General features: G+C 64.4%; 15 protein-coding genes and 1 tRNA gene. 7 read left to right on the top strand and 9 right to left on the bottom strand.

Annotated features, from left to right (window positions below; genetic code table 11):
• Position 1 precedes the first annotated feature (1 nt).
• Together sepH and serC are read right to left on the bottom strand one after the other, a co-directional pair.
• The gene (sepH, locus tag G7Y29_RS03010) at positions 2–832 is read right to left on the bottom strand and encodes a septation protein SepH (protein ID WP_165001917.1); all 831 of its coding nucleotides are present in this window, start codon (positions 830–832) and stop codon (positions 2–4) included.
• A gap of 53 nt (positions 833–885) precedes the next feature.
• Complete coding sequence (gene serC, locus G7Y29_RS03015; protein WP_165001918.1) at positions 886–2,016, bottom strand: phosphoserine transaminase; 1,131 nt, start codon at positions 2,014–2,016, stop codon at positions 886–888.
• A gap of 206 nt (positions 2,017–2,222) precedes the next feature.
• Here serC and G7Y29_RS03020 point away from each other — a divergent pair, with 206 nt between their 5' ends.
• The 5 genes from G7Y29_RS03020 to G7Y29_RS03040 all read left to right on the top strand — a co-directional run bounded on the left by G7Y29_RS03020 (position 2,223) and on the right by G7Y29_RS03040 (position 7,034).
• The gene (locus G7Y29_RS03020) at positions 2,223–3,518 is read left to right on the top strand and encodes a citrate synthase (RefSeq protein ID WP_165001919.1); all 1,296 of its coding nucleotides are present in this window, start codon (positions 2,223–2,225) and stop codon (positions 3,516–3,518) included.
• A 107-nt stretch (positions 3,519–3,625) separates the two neighbouring features.
• A complete protein-coding gene (locus G7Y29_RS03025) occupies positions 3,626–3,985 on the top strand; it encodes an FKBP-type peptidyl-prolyl cis-trans isomerase (RefSeq protein WP_165001920.1) in 360 nt (119 codons plus the stop codon).
• Between the two features lie 20 nt (positions 3,986–4,005).
• Positions 4,006–4,839 (top strand): aldo/keto reductase, encoded by an 834-nt coding sequence (locus G7Y29_RS03030; RefSeq protein ID WP_165001921.1) that lies wholly within the window; start codon positions 4,006–4,008, stop codon positions 4,837–4,839.
• Positions 4,840–5,094: 255 nt separating this feature from the next.
• Positions 5,095–5,373, top strand: coding sequence for a DUF485 domain-containing protein (locus G7Y29_RS03035; protein ID WP_196820193.1), 279 nt, complete (start codon positions 5,095–5,097; stop codon positions 5,371–5,373).
• A 5-nt stretch (positions 5,374–5,378) separates the two neighbouring features.
• The gene (locus G7Y29_RS03040; RefSeq protein WP_165001923.1) at positions 5,379–7,034 is read left to right on the top strand and encodes a solute symporter family protein; all 1,656 of its coding nucleotides are present in this window, start codon (positions 5,379–5,381) and stop codon (positions 7,032–7,034) included.
• A gap of 57 nt (positions 7,035–7,091) precedes the next feature.
• On the opposite strand, the gene G7Y29_RS03045 is transcribed toward G7Y29_RS03040, so the two are convergent.
• Positions 7,092–7,940, bottom strand: a complete 849-nt coding sequence (locus G7Y29_RS03045; protein ID WP_165001924.1) for a DUF1906 domain-containing protein — start codon at positions 7,938–7,940, stop codon at positions 7,092–7,094.
• A gap of 81 nt (positions 7,941–8,021) precedes the next feature.
• Here G7Y29_RS03045 and G7Y29_RS03050 point away from each other — a divergent pair, with 81 nt between their 5' ends.
• The gene (locus tag G7Y29_RS03050) at positions 8,022–8,864 is read left to right on the top strand and encodes an MBL fold metallo-hydrolase (protein WP_165001925.1); all 843 of its coding nucleotides are present in this window, start codon (positions 8,022–8,024) and stop codon (positions 8,862–8,864) included.
• Here the strand turns inward: G7Y29_RS03050 and G7Y29_RS03055 are convergent.
• A complete protein-coding gene (locus tag G7Y29_RS03055) occupies positions 8,858–9,199 on the bottom strand; it encodes a hypothetical protein (protein ID WP_235933475.1) in 342 nt (113 codons plus the stop codon). The genes G7Y29_RS03050 and G7Y29_RS03055 overlap by 7 nt on opposite strands.
• Before the next feature lie 40 nt (positions 9,200–9,239).
• On the opposite strand from G7Y29_RS03055, the gene panC reads away from it, so the two are divergent.
• Positions 9,240–10,037: a pantoate--beta-alanine ligase gene (gene panC / locus G7Y29_RS03060; RefSeq protein WP_165001927.1), complete on the top strand. Its 798-nt coding sequence runs from the start codon at positions 9,240–9,242 to the stop codon at positions 10,035–10,037.
• Here panC and panB read toward each other — a convergent pair.
• From panB to G7Y29_RS03085, 5 genes are all read right to left on the bottom strand, one after another.
• Complete coding sequence (gene panB / locus G7Y29_RS03065) at positions 10,034–10,852, bottom strand: 3-methyl-2-oxobutanoate hydroxymethyltransferase (protein ID WP_165001928.1); 819 nt, start codon at positions 10,850–10,852, stop codon at positions 10,034–10,036. The two genes, panC and panB, sit on opposite strands and share 4 nt — an antisense overlap.
• 30 nt (positions 10,853–10,882) lie before the next feature.
• The gene (locus tag G7Y29_RS03070) at positions 10,883–13,606 is read right to left on the bottom strand and encodes an ABC transporter permease (protein WP_165001929.1); all 2,724 of its coding nucleotides are present in this window, start codon (positions 13,604–13,606) and stop codon (positions 10,883–10,885) included.
• Complete coding sequence (locus tag G7Y29_RS03075; RefSeq protein WP_165001930.1) at positions 13,603–14,295, bottom strand: ABC transporter ATP-binding protein; 693 nt, start codon at positions 14,293–14,295, stop codon at positions 13,603–13,605. The genes G7Y29_RS03070 and G7Y29_RS03075 overlap by 4 nt, the downstream gene beginning before the upstream one ends.
• A 1-nt stretch (position 14,296) precedes the next feature.
• On the bottom strand, positions 14,297–14,821 hold the full coding sequence (locus G7Y29_RS03080; RefSeq protein ID WP_165001931.1) for a PadR family transcriptional regulator: 525 nt from the start codon (positions 14,819–14,821) through the stop codon (positions 14,297–14,299).
• Positions 14,822–14,904: 83 nt separating this feature from the next.
• Positions 14,905–14,977: transfer RNA gene (locus G7Y29_RS03085), tRNA-Arg, on the bottom strand.
• Positions 14,978–14,986 lie beyond the last annotated feature (9 nt).

Here is a 14,986-nt window from a genome sequence, read left to right on the forward strand (position 1 = left end):
CTTACTTCCGGGGGCGTTTCGTGTTCGTTCGCACGCCGAGGAGCACATCTTCCCAGTGAGGGGTGACAGCTTTGCGGCGGCGTTGCTGCGGGTGGTCGTTCTCGTCCGGGTGGCGGAGGAAATCACCCTCGACGACTGAGTCGTCGGATTCACCGGCCGGATCATCTAGCTCTTCGAGCTCATACTGAGGTTCCACGGCCGTCAGCGAACGGACCGGCTGGACGAAATCAGGGTCGGTCAAATCGGCGGCCACGGCGTTGCGGGCCTCCGTAGTCGCGGCGGAACCCATGCTGCGCTTGAGGGACCACAGACCCTCGTTCTCGCTCAACCCTGTCTTCCACCGCACGTGGACGACCCAATCGTCACCTGGCTCGCGGGTGGCATCCCACTCCGCGGTGGTCAGTGAGTTGCCTCGGGCCGCTAGGGCGGTGGCGAGGATCTCGAATAGAGTGAGCTTGGCGGGTCCGCCCTCGCGCAGGGGGTGGGACTGCTTCGCGGCCTCCGCGATCTGGAAGCGCTCGAGGACGACGGGGTGGGCGTAGGGTTCGATGCGGCTCTCCGCAACACCCATCTCCGCGGCTAACTCGCGCTGCGTCGCGCCGGCGCGGATGCGCGCCTGGATTTCGTTAGGCCGCAGTGACAGGGGAGTGGCGAAGAGCGAGTCCGGCTCCTCGAGCACCACATCGACTACCTCGGCGTCGAGTGGCTCGTCGACAAGCGAAGGCTCAGACTCGAGTTCCGTGCGCGCCATGCGGTAGTGGACGCCCTCGGCGTCTCGCAGGACCAGAAAGGTCTCGGTCGACTCTTCGTCGACGAGGTACAGCTCACGCATCACAACTCCTTTATGTTGGCCACCATAAACCCTAGTCGACGCGGGCGCGGGATTTATCGTCCGACGCCGTGCTCGAGCAGGTAATCGATCGCGCCCGTGAGCTTTTCGACGTCCACCGTGTCCACTGCCGGGAACATTCCGATGCGCAGCTGGTTGCGGCCGAGCTTGCGGTACGGCTCGGTGTCCAGGATTCCGTTCGCGCGCAGGGCCTTGGCCAGCGCGGAGGCGTCGACTGAATCGGCGAAGTCGATCGTGCCCACAACCAGCGAGCGCTTGGAGGCGTCGGTCACGTACGGGGTGGCGAGTTCGTGGTTCTCGGCCCAGCTGTAGAGGGCTTGGGCGTTGGCGGTGGTGCGGGCGACCATGCCGTCGAGGCCCCCGTTGTCATTCATCCACGCCACCTGGTTGGCGAGCATGAGCAAAGTACACACGGCCGGGGTGTTGTACGTCTGGTTCTTTCGTGAGTTGTCCACCGCGGTCTGCAGGTCGAGGAAAGCCGGGATGAAGCGGTCGGAGGCGTGGATCGACTCGATGCGCTCCAGGGCCACCGGGCTCATCGCGGCGAGCCACAGGCCGCCGTCGGAGGCGAAGCACTTCTGCGGGGAGAAGTAGTAGATGTCGGCCTGCGACATGTCGACGGGGAGGCCTCCGGCGCCGGACGTGGCGTCGACAAGCACGAGGGCATCGGTGTTATCTGGGCGGACGACGGGCACGCAAGCGCCTGTCGACGTCTCATTGTGCGCCCATGCGACGACATCCGCGTCCACCCCAGCGAGCTGGGAAGGGTCGGGGGTGTCACCCGGCTCAGACTCGACCACATGGGGCTCTTGGAGCCACGGCGCGTTCTTCGCAGCCTTAGCAAACTTGGAGGAGAACTCGCCGAAGCTCAGGTGCGCGGACTTGCGCTCGATGACACCGAACGTCGCTGCGTCCCAGAATGCCGTCGCACCGCCGAGGGAAAGGACGATCTCGTACCCGTCCGGCAGGTTGAACAGGGCAGACATCCCTTCGCGGACCTCTCCCACAACGTCCTTGACCGCCGGTTGGCGGTGCGAAGTACCGATGATTGAGTCCGCGCCTCGGGCAAGCGCCTCGATTTGGGCCGGGCGGACCTTAGACGGGCCGCACCCGAAACGCCCGTCAGCAGGGACGAGGTGGGCGGGAAGGGAAGGAAAGTTGCTCATGGAAGCCCCAATCTGTCGGAGGGTGACGTGGTGTTGCATATTATCATTGCGTGAGCATGGCAACCCCTTCCGGATGTGGTGGGGGAGGAAAATTAGGAAACCTGTCGCCCGCATCACAAGCTTTGCTAGGATGAACGTTTGACGCTCCCACCGGGCGAGTGCGGCTCGACGGGATGCCCAACAACTCTTACGAGGAAAGGTTTGCAGTGGCTACTGACAACAATGACAAGGTCGTGCTCCACTACCCGGGTGGCGAGTACGAGATGGACATCAAGCGCGCGACCGAGGGCAACGACGGTTTCGAGCTGGGCAAGCTCCTGGGCGAGACCGGTCTCGTAACCTTCGACCCCGGTTACGTGTCCACCGGTTCCACAGAGTCGAAGATCACCTACATCGACGGCGACGAAGGCATTCTTCGCCACCGCGGCTACGACATTGCGGACCTGGCCAACCACGCCACCTTCAACGAGGTCTCGTACCTGCTCATCAACGGTGAGCTGCCGACGACCGACGAACTGGATAAGTTCAACTCCGAGCTACGTCATCACACCCTGCTGGACGAAGACTTCAAGGCAGCGTTCAACATCTTCCCGCGCAACGCGCACCCCATGGCCGTTCTCGCCTCCTCGGTCAACATTCTCTCCGCCTACTACCAGGACCAGCTCGACCCGCTGGACGAAGAGCAGCTGAACAAGGCAACGGTGCGCCTCATGGCTAAGGTGCCGATGCTCGCGGCCTACGCATACCGCGCTTCCAAGGGCAAGCCCTACATGTACCCGGACAACTCCCTGAACCCGCGCGAGAACTTCCTCCGCATGATGTTCGGATACCCGACCGAACCGTACGAGGTCGACCCGGTCCTGATCAAGGCCCTGGACAAGCTGCTCATTCTGCACGCCGACCACGAGCAGAACTGCTCCACCTCGACCGTCCGCATGATCGGCTCCGCGCAGGCGAACATGTTCGTCTCCATCGCCGGCGGCATCAACGCCCTCGCTGGCCCACTGCACGGCGGCGCGAACCAGGCAGTGCTGGAGATGCTGGACGACATTAAGAACAACCACGACGGCGACGCCACCGACTTCATGAACCGCGTGAAGAACAAGGAAAAGGGCGTGCGCCTGATGGGCTTCGGCCACCGCGTGTACAAGAACTACGACCCGCGTGCCGCCATTGTCAAGGAGACCGCGCACGAGGTTCTCGCGCACCTCGGCGGCGATGAGCTGCTGGATCTCGCCATGAAGCTCGAGGAGATCGCCCTCAACGACGATTACTTCATCTCGCGCAAGCTGTACCCGAACGTGGACTTCTACACCGGCCTGATCTACCGCGCGATGGGCTTCGAGACAAACTTCTTCACCGTCCTCTTCGCCATCGGCCGCCTCCCGGGTTGGATCGCGCATTACCGCGAGCAGCTGGCAATGAACTCTAAGATCAACCGCCCGCGTCAGATCTACACCGGAGAAACGCAGCGCACATTCGTGCCGCGCGACCAGCGCTAGCACGCCGGGTTGTACCGCCGAGGTTTCTGTTCACCTATAATTAGGGGAACAGTTCTCGGCGGTTTCCCATGTGGGCCGCCGGTCATTCACAAGGAGTTGCCTAATTTATGGAAAAGCCCACGATTGACATTCCGCAGGAGCCGGCCCCGGTTGACCTCGTCATCGAGGACATCACCGTCGGTGCGGGCGCGGAGGCCGTCGAAGGCGGGTTCGTCCGAGTCCACTACTTGGGTGTTGACTATGAGACGGGCGAGGAGTTTGACTCGTCCTGGGACCGTGGTGAGGCGGCCGAGTTCCCGCTCGCCGGTCTCATCGAGGGCTGGCAGGAGGGCATCCCGGGGATGAAAGTCGGGGGGCGCCGCGAGCTGACCATTCCGCCCGAAAAGGCCTACGGCCCCGCCGGCGGCGGCCACCCGCTGTCCGGGCGGACCCTCGTGTTCGTCATCGATCTCCTTGAAGCCAGCTAACTTTTGGCAGAATTGGGGTCATGCGAATTCAAGCGACGACCCTGAACGACGGAACTGAGTTTCCGCTCATCGGCCTCGGCACCTACAAACTCGTGGGTGGCGAGGTCGAAACTATTGTGCGCACCGCCATCGACCTCGGCTACCGCCACATCGACACCGCGGCGTTCTACGGCAATGAGGAGGCCGTGGGCAAGGCGCTTAACGACGCCCTCGCGGCCGGCGACGTCACCCGCGAGGAGCTGATCGTCACCACCAAGCTGTGGAACGACGACCAAAACCGCGTCGAGGGCGCATTCGACGATTCTCTGCGCCGCCTGGGGCTGGACTACATCGACATCTACCTTGTCCACTGGCCCTGGCCGCAGAAGGGGATCTATGCGCAGGCGTTCGAGCGTATTGCGGAGCTCCGAGACAGTGGAAAGCTGAAATCGGCGGGAGTGGCGAACTTCTACCCAGAGGTGCTTGCGGACATCATCGGAAAGATCGGGGTCACCCCCGTGCTCAACCAAGTCGAGCTCCATGCCGGTTTCACCCAGCCCGAGCTGCGGGAGTACCACGCGGATCATGGCATCCTCACTGAGGCGTGGGCTCCGTTGGCCCGCGGAGCAAACTTCGCGGAGCCGCGTATCGGCGCCGTCGCGGACGCGCACGGGGCGACGCCAGCGCAGGTCGTTCTGGCGTACCTGATGCAGATGGGGTGCTCGGTCATCCCCAAGACAGCGAACCCACAGAGGCTCGTGGAGAACATGGGTGCGGTGAACGTCGAGCTCACCGATGCGGAGATCGCATCACTGGGCGAGATTGCGGGTGCGAGGATGTCGGGGGATCCGCTGACGTTCCCCGGATGGGGGTAGTGGACGTGTCCTTCGTTTCCGCAGGAAAACTACCTCGGCGGGGGTAACGCTGAAAATCCTTGGATCTTTTGCTTCGCAAACGTTGCATAAATGCTTGTGACTTCCGATAAGTTTTGTGTGTCCAGTTATAGCAAACACATGTGAGAGCTTTAGTTAGAACTTTCACGTGGACAACACAGAAAGGATGGGGCCGTGTCTCAAGGATCGACCGCAATCCCCACCCGGAGGGAACCTACTCCGGACGAGTTTGTCGCCATGCAGCGCAGCGATGAGTTCCAGGAACTCCGCAAGTCCTACCGCGGCTTCACCTTCCCGGTTTCCGTCGCCTTCTTCGTTTGGTACATCTTCTACGTCATTGTGGCCACGTTCTTCCCGGCGACGATGGCGCAGCCCTTCTTGGGCATGAACGTCGGCATTTGGCTAGGTATCGCCCAGTTCATCACCACGTTCGTTATCACGTACGTCTACGTCAAGTACGCGAACAAGAACATTGAGCCGCGCGCGGCGCACATCCGTGAAGTAATGGAGGGCTAGGCCACATGAACACTATTCTCCTGGCCCAAGAGGCCGCTCACTCCGAGGGCGTCGGCAACCCCGTCCTCAACATCGGGATTTTCGCGGTTTTCATCATTGTCACGATGTTCATCGTGACCCGCGCGGGCAAGACCACATCCGAGTCCGCCGATTTTTACACCGGCGGCGCCAGCTTCAACGGCACCCAGAACGGCCTCGCCATCGCAGGTGACTACCTCTCTGCGGCGTCCTTCCTCGGTATCGTCGGTTCCATCGCGCTCACCGGTTATGACGGGTTCCTGTACTCCATCGGCTTCTTCGTGGCATGGCTTGTCGCGCTACTGCTCGTTGCCGAGCCGCTGCGCAACGTCGGACGCTTCACCATGGCGGACGTGTTGTCCTTCCGCCTGCGCCAGAAGCCGGTGCGCGTGGCCGCCGCCTTCGGCACGCTCTTCGTCTCGCTGTTCTACCTGATCGCCCAAATGGCCGGCGCCGGCTCGCTGGTGTCCGTGTTGCTGAATCTGCACTCCTTCGGGGCTCAGGCGCTGTGCGTTTTCGTGGTCGGCATCGTCATGATCGCCTACGTTCTCATCGGCGGCATGAAAGGCACCACCTACGTGCAGATGATCAAGGCCGTCCTGCTCATCAGCGGCGTCGCCATCATGACCGTCCTCGTGTTCGTCGCCGTCAAGGGCGGAATGAACACCCTGTTCACCGAGGCGATCAGCACCCACGGCGCGTCCGAGTACCTTCAAAAGAAGGGCTATGAGGCTTCCGAGATTATGGCGCCGGGCCTGAAGTACGGTGCCACCCTGACCAGCCAGATCGATTTCATCTCTCTCGGTCTCTCCCTGGTCCTCGGCACCGCCGGCCTGCCGCACGTCCTGATGCGCTTCTACACCGTGCCCACCGCTAAGGAGGCGCGCAAGTCCGTAACCTGGGCCATCGTGCTCATCGGTTCCTTCTACCTGCTCACCCTGGTGCTCGGCTACGGCGCAGCTGCGCTCGTCGGCCCGGACCGCATCCTGGCAGCCCCGGGCGGGGCGAACGCGGCGGCGCCGCTGCTCGCCTTCGAGCTCGGCGGCTCCATCTTCATGGCGCTGATCTCCGCCGTTGCCTTCGCGACGGTTCTGGCTGTGGTGGCGGGCCTGGCGATTACCGCATCCGCCTCGGTCGCCCACGACATCTACGACGCCGTGCTTCGCGACGGCACCGCCACGGAGGCCGAGCAGGTGCGGGTCTCGCGCATCACTGTGGTTGTCATCGGTGTGGTCTCGATCGTGCTGGGCATCCTGGCCATGTCCCAGAACGTCGCCTTCCTGGTCTCCCTGGCGTTCGCCATCGCGGCATCCGCCAACCTGCCGACCATCCTGTACTCGCTGTACTGGAAGCGTTTCAACACTACCGGTGCGGTCGCCTCCATGTACACCGGTCTGATTTCCGCCCTGTTGCTCATCTTCTTCTCCCCGGCGGTGTCCGGCGCCCCGTCCGCAATGTTCCCGAACGCCGACTGGTCGATCTTCCCGCTGACCAGCCCCGGCATCGTGTCCATCCCGCTGGCGTTCCTCGCCGGCATCATCGGCACCTACCTGGGCAAGCCGGACAATCTGGACGCTCTGCAGTCCGAGATGGAAGTTCGGTCGCTGACCGGCGTCGGCGTGGAGGCCCCTGTCGACCACTAATTAGACGCGCTGAGAATAAAAAATGACCCACCATATGGTGGGTCATTTTTTCATTGATTAGGGCAGGAAGGCGCGGGCCTGGTCCAACGCCTGCTGCAGGGCGGCGTTGCCTTGCGAGGACATCTCGCTTGAGCTCTGCAGGAGCTGCTCGATGGGAATGTTGGGAAGCTGCACGACCGGCGCGGCCGCCTGGCCTGGTGTCCACTGGCCCCAGTCGGCGGTGTAGACGTTGTTGATGTCGCAGACCACTCCGTCGATGGTGGTCTGCCACTTCGCCACCTGGTGGATGTTCGCGCGCGGGTGGAGGCGTCCGCCGGAGCCCCAGTCGTGCATCCAGAAGAAGGTGCCGATACCGTCGTTTGCGGCCCATTCGATGGTGTTGTAGTTGCCGTAGACGCCCGTGGCGTAGCCCGCGACGCTGAGCGCGGTGGAGAACGCGCGCAGGTAGGGGCGGATCTGGTTGTCGTACTGGGCGCGGGTGGGGTTGTCGTCAATCGCGATGTAGACCGGGCGCCCCGTCGGCCCGCCCGCCGCGCGGTGCAGGTCAATGGCCTGCGGGGCGTGGATCGCCGCGGAGGCCGCCCCGCCGAGCCAGTCGGCGGTCTGGGCGCGGCCGAACTGGTAGACGGACGCCGTCGCCAAGCCGTTGGCCTTGAAATCCTGGGTTTCTGTAAGGGCGACGGGTTTGCCCCTCATCCAGGTGGCGTTGGGGCGCGGCTGGGAGACGTAGCGCACCGCACCGAGGTGGCCGGCGGCCTTGACCGAGCGCCCCGAAGGCACGCCCGCAGAGTAGTCGAGCACGGTGCCCACCACGGCGCGCTGGGCCTTAGCGACGGGGGAGAGCCCGATGGCCGCGGCGGTGGTCAGGCCCGCGGTGGCGAGGAAGCGGCGACGGTTCAGGGGCATGGAAACCTCCAGGAGTTTAGCAACAGTAGTCACTCTAGTTTACTCCTGAAACATACCACCTGAGTGCTAGCATTGGAGGACATGATTACTAGCACGTTCTACGGAACATCCAGCATGCACCTCACAGACGGCGATACCAGCATCTTCGTCGACGCCTTCCTCACGCGCCCCTCGCTCGCCCGCCTCGTGGTCGGGCGGCTTCGACCCAGCGACAGTGAGATCGACGCGGCGCTGGGCAGGGGCGGCGTCGACAAGCTCGATGCTCTCTTTGTCGCGCACTCGCACTACGACCACCTCATGGACGCACCCGCCGTCGTTAAAAAGGTGGGCGGGACAATGTACGGCTCGGAGTCGACGCTGAACTACGGCAGGGGAGAGGGCCTCACCGATTCGCAGATGGCCCTGATCGCCGACGGCGATGACATCGCGGTCGGAGCGTTCACCGTGCGCGTCATCGAGGCCCCGCACAGCCCCGGAAACATCGCTCCAGGCTTCATCCGCGACCGACTCAGCTCCCCGTGCCATACGCTGAAGTTCAAAGACGGTGGCTGCTTCGTCTTCCACTTCAGCCACCCCGAGGGCAATATATTGGTCCTGCCGAGCGCGAACTACATCCCGGGTTTTCTCGACGGGCTCAAAGCCCGGGTGGTCTACCTCGGTATCGGTGCGCTCGGCCGCCAGTCGGACGATTTTAGAAGCGAGTACTGGCGCCACACCGTCGAGCAGCTGGAGCCGGAGCTGGTCATCCCCGTCCACTGGGACCACTTCGGTCACTCACTGTCGAAGCCGCTCAAGCCGCTGCCGGTTCCGGCGGACAACGTGGCCAAGTCGCGCGAGTTCCTCGCCGCCCAAGACGTAAACGTGCATTTCCCGGTGGCTTTCGAATCGGTGCGCTTGACGCCCGAGGGTGCCGTTGTTCAGTAGGGCATGTGCTCCCAGCGCACGGTAGCGCCCGGGAAGGCGCTGAAGTGCTCGACCGCGTCCTCGGCGGCGTAGCCGATAGCGTCGGCAACATCCTGGCCTCCTGCGGTGAAGTCGATCACGCGCTGCGTCGGGCCGGGCGCGGGTGTGACCTCCTCAGCCGCCCAGCCGCCGGCCCCGTGGAAACCGTGGACGGCCATGAGGTTGTCGAAGAACTCCGCCACCGCCCGCTTCGCCGTGGCGGGGTCGGGAAACTCCAGGTGGGCGCGCAGCGTGACCAGGTCTCCCGGGCGTTTTGTGCCCCACGCCCAGTCGTAGTCGACGTGATAGGTGTCCATAGTGTGACTCCTTTGCTCTGCCACGATAAGTTTTTCAAACATGACCGAACTCGTTCATACACCCGCAGAGCTTGAAGCCTCCATCGGCCACCCCCGCACGCTCGCCCTCGTGCCCACCATGGGTGCGCTGCACGACGGGCACCTGTCGCTGGTCCGCGCGGCACGGACAACCGGCTCACCGGTGGTGGTGAGCATTTTTGTCAACCCGCTGCAGTTCGCGCCGGGCGAAGACCTCGACGCCTACCCGCGCACGCTTAGCGCCGATGTCGCACTGCTCGAGAGCGAGGGTGTCGATGCGGTGTTCGCCCCGTCGGTTGCCACGATGTACCCGGCCGGCCCGCGCACGACGATCCACCCGGGTCCGGCGGGGATGATCCTCGAGGGTGCGTCGCGCCCGACGCACTTCGCGGGCGTGCTCACGGTCGTCGCTAAGCTGTTTGCGCTCATACGAGCCACGGACGCGTTCTTCGGGGAGAAGGACTACCAGCAGCTCGTTCTCATCCGGCAGATGGTCGCCGACCTCAACATGCCGGTGCGCGTGCACGGCTGCCCGATCGTGCGCGAGGAATCGGGCCTCGCGATGTCCTCGCGAAACCGCTACCTCTCCGCCGATGAGGCCCGCACCGCGGAGATTTTGTCGCGGGCGCTGGCCACCGGCAGCGTCGAAAAGGCTCGCTCGCTTATCGACGCCTCCCCCGACGTCAACCTCGACTACCTCGCACTGACCACCCCCGACCTGCGGGAGGTGCCCGAGGGATTCCGCGGCCCCGCGCGCCTGCTGGTGGCGGCGCGGGTGGGCGCGACGCGCCTCATCGACAACGCCGCCGTAGAGATTTAGAAAGAGTGCTCCGCGGCCGGGAAAGTGCCCTCATGCACCGCCTGCTTGAAGGCGGCCGCGGCGTTGCGGAGCTCCGCGCCCACCTCGCCGAACTGGCGCACGAACTTTGGGCGGCGCCCGCCAGCCGGCAGGTCCGCCATGTCGTGCCACACCAGCACCTGCGCGTCCGTGCCGCCCCCGGCGCCGATTCCGATCGTGGGTATGGGGCAGGTCTCGGTAATCGAGGCGGCGAGCTCCGCCGGGACCATCTCAAACACGACCATGTCGGCTCCGGCCTCGACTACCGCCTCGGTGTCCGCGCGGAGCTGGCCGGCTGCGGCGTCGCGTCCCTGCACCTTGAAGCCGCCGAGGTTGTCCACGGACTGCGGGGTGAACCCGACGTGGGCGCAGACCGCGAGACCCGCGTTTTTCAAGGCGCTAATGCGCGGGGCCATACGCTCGCCGCCCTCGAGTTTGACCATGTGAGCCCCGGTGCGGTGGATCAACTCGGTTGCGCTTTTAACGCACTGCTCGTCGCTGGCCTCGTATGTGCCGAAGGGCAGGTCGACGACGACAAGCGCGTTGCCCGCCCCGCGCACGACGGCGGCGCCGAGGTAGGCCATTTCGTCGAGCGAGACCTTGTTGGTGGTCTCGTAACCGAACACGACGTTGGCGGCGGAGTCGCCCACCAGCAGGCACTCGATGCCGGCCTCGGCGAAGACCCGAGCGGTGGAGTAGTCGTAGGCGGTGAGCATGGCCCAGGCCTCGCTTCGGGCCTTTTTCGCTTTGAGGTCTGAGACGCGGACCTTCGTGGTGGGGGTGAGGTAGCCAGTCATTGTGCCGAGGTTAGACGATGGGGCTGAATCTCACCCCCGCCGCTGAGTCAGATCGTCCGGCTCACCCCTGTGGGCCACCCATGACACGAGGCCGGCAGCACAGGTCACCGCGAGAGCTGCGAGGATGAGCTCCCAACCCGGTCGGATGAACTGCTGGGAACCGATCCGCAGCAAGTTCCCGTTGATGTCGTAGAGGCTTTCGCTGGCGATGACCCACGCCGCGAGGTGGCCGGTGATGAGTCCGGCACCTAGGCCTGCCCCGGAGAGAAGCACCATCTGTGCTGCGGCGATTCGCGCGGTGAGCGAGGGTGTTGCCCCCACGGATTGCAGGGCTACGCTGTCGCGTCGCACGCCGACCGCGGCAAGCGCAATAATCATCAGAAGGATCATGCTGGCGATTAGCGTCATCGCTCCCGCCGGCATCCACCTCGGCACGCCCGTCCATAGCGACGAGAAGCTGATGTTCACATGCTCGCCAGCTGCGTCCATGTCATCACCCACTCGCTCAGTAATTCGGCGAACCTCCGCCTGGGAGACGTCGTCGGGCACTGGAACCAGGTAAGCAAGCAGGTGAACTGGCACGTCAAGTGCCTCTGCTGCCTCGCGAGATAGCACCATGGTCTGCCCGGCGCGGGGGTCCAACGCCGCGAACGCGGTTACTGCGCGTGATTCCTTCCCGTCCGAAGTCCGGGTAACAATTACCTCCGCGTCGGTGTCGGTGCCGTCGAGGCCCATGCCCCGGGGCACGAGGATCCCTCCGCGAGCGAGCGTGTTCTTGGCTTCCTCGCGGGTGTCCCGGCTCATCTCCCATATCCCCAGGTCCTCGGGCCCTTGCACGATCGCCAACCCCGCCTGGCTCGCTGGGGTGCCCGTGTCACTGAGATACCTCATCATCAGCGAGTGGCAATCGTCGGCGGCCTGCGGGTCGATCGCTGCAGACGTGCCGTCGGTATTGTGGAAGTCGTCCATGCTCGGGCGCCGATAGTCACTGACGCTATCCGCCGCGCATCGCGGATAGCCCGCGAGCTCAAGGGTCTCCACGTCTCCGGGTTTGCTGTCCCACGAGTATGGAACTCCCCGCAGCTCGACCGGTTGTGCCCCACCGAACGCTTTGTGCAGAGAATCGGCGGCGGCTTCGGCGGCTGCCACAGACTCTGCGGGGGCGTGCGCCGGGTCCACAGGGGTGACGCCGACGAACCGGCTGGTGTTGACCAGTCTCTCGGCAGCTAGTTGGGTCTCACTTGAAGCGTGAACACCGACATGGAACGTGGTGAACAGACACGAAATTACTAGCAGCGCCGCGAGCGCGGGGAGTGAATGCAGCGAGCGACGCAACATGCCGCGCCCCGCCAGGCGCACGGCTAGGGAACCGCGCGATGCTGCCCGGGCCGTTCCGAAGAGTACAGCCGGGGAGGAGGCGATCAAACCGATGAGCCCGGTGAGGACGAGGGTTGACTGCCACTCGAACTGGGTGTCGCGGCCGAAGTAGTGCAGCGCTTCCACCGTCACCCAGGCGCCCGCGGTAAGAACCAGGAGCACTGGGCCGATAAGCATCCACCAGCGCCAACGGAGCATGCGGTCGCTAGCCCCGCCTTTGATACCCGCAGGAATCGCCGTGCGCGAGGCCATGATTGCCGGAATCCCGGCCAGAGCCGCCGACCCAGCGATGCCGAACGCCCAGGCCAGCGCAAGACTCGGCCAGCTGGGCATGAGATCCCAGCCAGGGAATTGAACGAGCCACGCAATGATCGACGCCACCGTGCCGGCAACCGCGCCAATTGTTGAGCCTGCCAACCCGAGGAGGCCGCCGGACGCGAGCACAGCAAGACGGATATGGCGCGGCGAGGCGCCTTGCGCCGCCATGAGAGAGAACATCCTGGTGTGGCGGTTCAGGGCGAGGGTGAACACAGGCGAGATGAACAGCAGAATGAGGATGCCCGGGATCCCGAGAACGACGATGGTGAGTAGAGCGTCACTGAGATGATGCGCCGCGGTCGCCGACGGTCCTGTTGAGCCGTCGCGGAACTGCTCGTAGACCCGGTCGGGGCTCGGCGGGTTGTTCATGACGTCCTCGCTGGACACCACGTAACCGTGCTCATTCAGCGCGATGACATCGTCCCACGTCACCGGCCGGTCACCCACGATCTGCCAGCTCACCGACGAAAGTTGCGACGGATTGAAAGATTCGCCCCAGACGTCCGGGGTGACGTAGTCGCTCCACCCCGGGGAGACCGCCTTGACGGTCAGGTCCGCGGTCACCCCATTCCACCGCAGGAAGACCGGATCCCCGACCGAGAGGTCTAGAATGTCCGCGGTCGTGCGCGAGACCACGATTTCACCCGCGCCAGGAACGGGAATCCCCTGCGCGATAAGCGACGGCGGCACGACGGACACCATGCTCGAGGTGCCACCCGAGCCTGACGTGAGGACCACGTTTTCTCTGGTGGAGAGCTCCGCGCGCAGGCCGTCGGGCATCTCGGCGTTGACGGCGTCCGCCGCGGCCAACTCGCGCGGTGTGCCGCTGCAGTCCGATTCGTACCCATTGATGCTCTGCTCACAGCGCTCACCCCCGAGGGTCACCGAATTGCCCATGGAGGTACGGACGGTTGCATGCGAGGCGGAGGCGTCGCGCACGATGGCGAAAGCAGCGAACCCCACGGGCAGAGCAATAAGCATGACCGCGGCGAGGATGCGGAGCTTGGTGTTGGCGAAATCCCGGATTACCGGCCGAGCAGCCGCGACGAGCGCACTCATCGTGCGGCCTCCTGACCCGTGAGTTCGCCGTCGCGCATCATGAGGACGCGGTCGGCGTACGCGGCGAACCGGGGCTCGTGCGTGACCAGCATTCCAGCTGCACCGGCGTCGACTCGCTGGCGAAGCACACCCATGATTTGGGCGGATGTGGCGGTGTCTAAGGCGCCGGTGGGCTCGTCGGCGAGCACGACCTGGCGGCTGCCGATGAGCGCGCGTGCGATCGCGACTCGTTGCGCCTGACCACCCGAAATTTCCTCGGGGAAGCGCGTTCCCAGCCCTTCCAGGCCGACCTCGGCCAGCGCGGCGTCGGCAAGCTCGAGGCCCTGTGCGCGAGGTAGGCCATCGAGCTCGAGCGGGAGCGCGACGTTCTCGCCGACAGTGAGGGTGGGCACGAGGTTGAAGTCTTGGAAGACGAATCCGAGCTCGGTGCGGCGTAGTTCAGCGCTCTTGCGCGCGGGCAGGTTGGCTGTGTCGACCCCTCCTACCAGCACGCGGCCGCTGGTGGGTTTCAGCAGCAGGCCGGCGACGTTAAGCAAGGTCGATTTGCCGGAGCCGGACGGGCCCATCACGGCGATAAGCTCGCCCGGCCGCAGAAACATGCTCACGTCCCGCAGGGCGGTGACCTGGCGCGCGCCTTCGCCGAAGGTGGAGGTCACGTCGACGAGTTCAATGGGGTAGGGGGTGGTCATTTCATGCCTCCTTGGGCGGTTGTAGGGCTTCAACGCGGTCGAGCCAGCGCATGACGGCCTCGAGTTCGAAGATTTGGCGCTCGATGTTCAGGCGCTCGGCGGTGCGCTCCTCGGGCAACGAGCGGGTGGCGCGGGTGAGTTCGCGGATGTCGGCGAGGGTTGCGAAGCGCTGGGCGTCAAGAAGCTTGTCGACGTTCTCCTGTCGCCGCGCCGCCAGCGCAAACTTAATCACCAGCTCATCGCGCGCCGCACCGGGCTGTGTGACAGTCCCGTCCCACCAAAGATTGAGCTCGTCGCGCCCGGAGGCGGTGAGCTCGTAAACCTCGACGTCGCGGCCCGTGGCCTCGGACACGCTGGTAGTGGTTCTGGCGAGACCCTCGCGCACGAGTCGGGAAAGGGTTTGGGAGACCTGGCCGATGTTGAGCGCGAAGAAACCGTGCATCTCAGCGTCCAGATCGGTTTGGAGTCTTTTCGCCGACCGGGGTTGCTCATTTAGCAGCGTCAGCAGCGAATATTTCACAGACATGGGCAGGGGCCCTTTCGGATGGTTACTGGGTAACTAGGAGGTTACTGGGTAACCAGGGCTCTGTCTATCCGAACACAACAAAGCGCCCCAGAGAGGAATCGAACCTCCGACACCGGCTTTAGGAGAGCCGTGCTCTATCCACTGAGCTACTGGGGCAACTCGAAA

This window comes from Corynebacterium qintianiae (genome assembly GCF_011038645.2).
Classification (GTDB): Bacteria; Actinomycetota; Actinomycetes; order Mycobacteriales; family Mycobacteriaceae; genus Corynebacterium; species Corynebacterium qintianiae.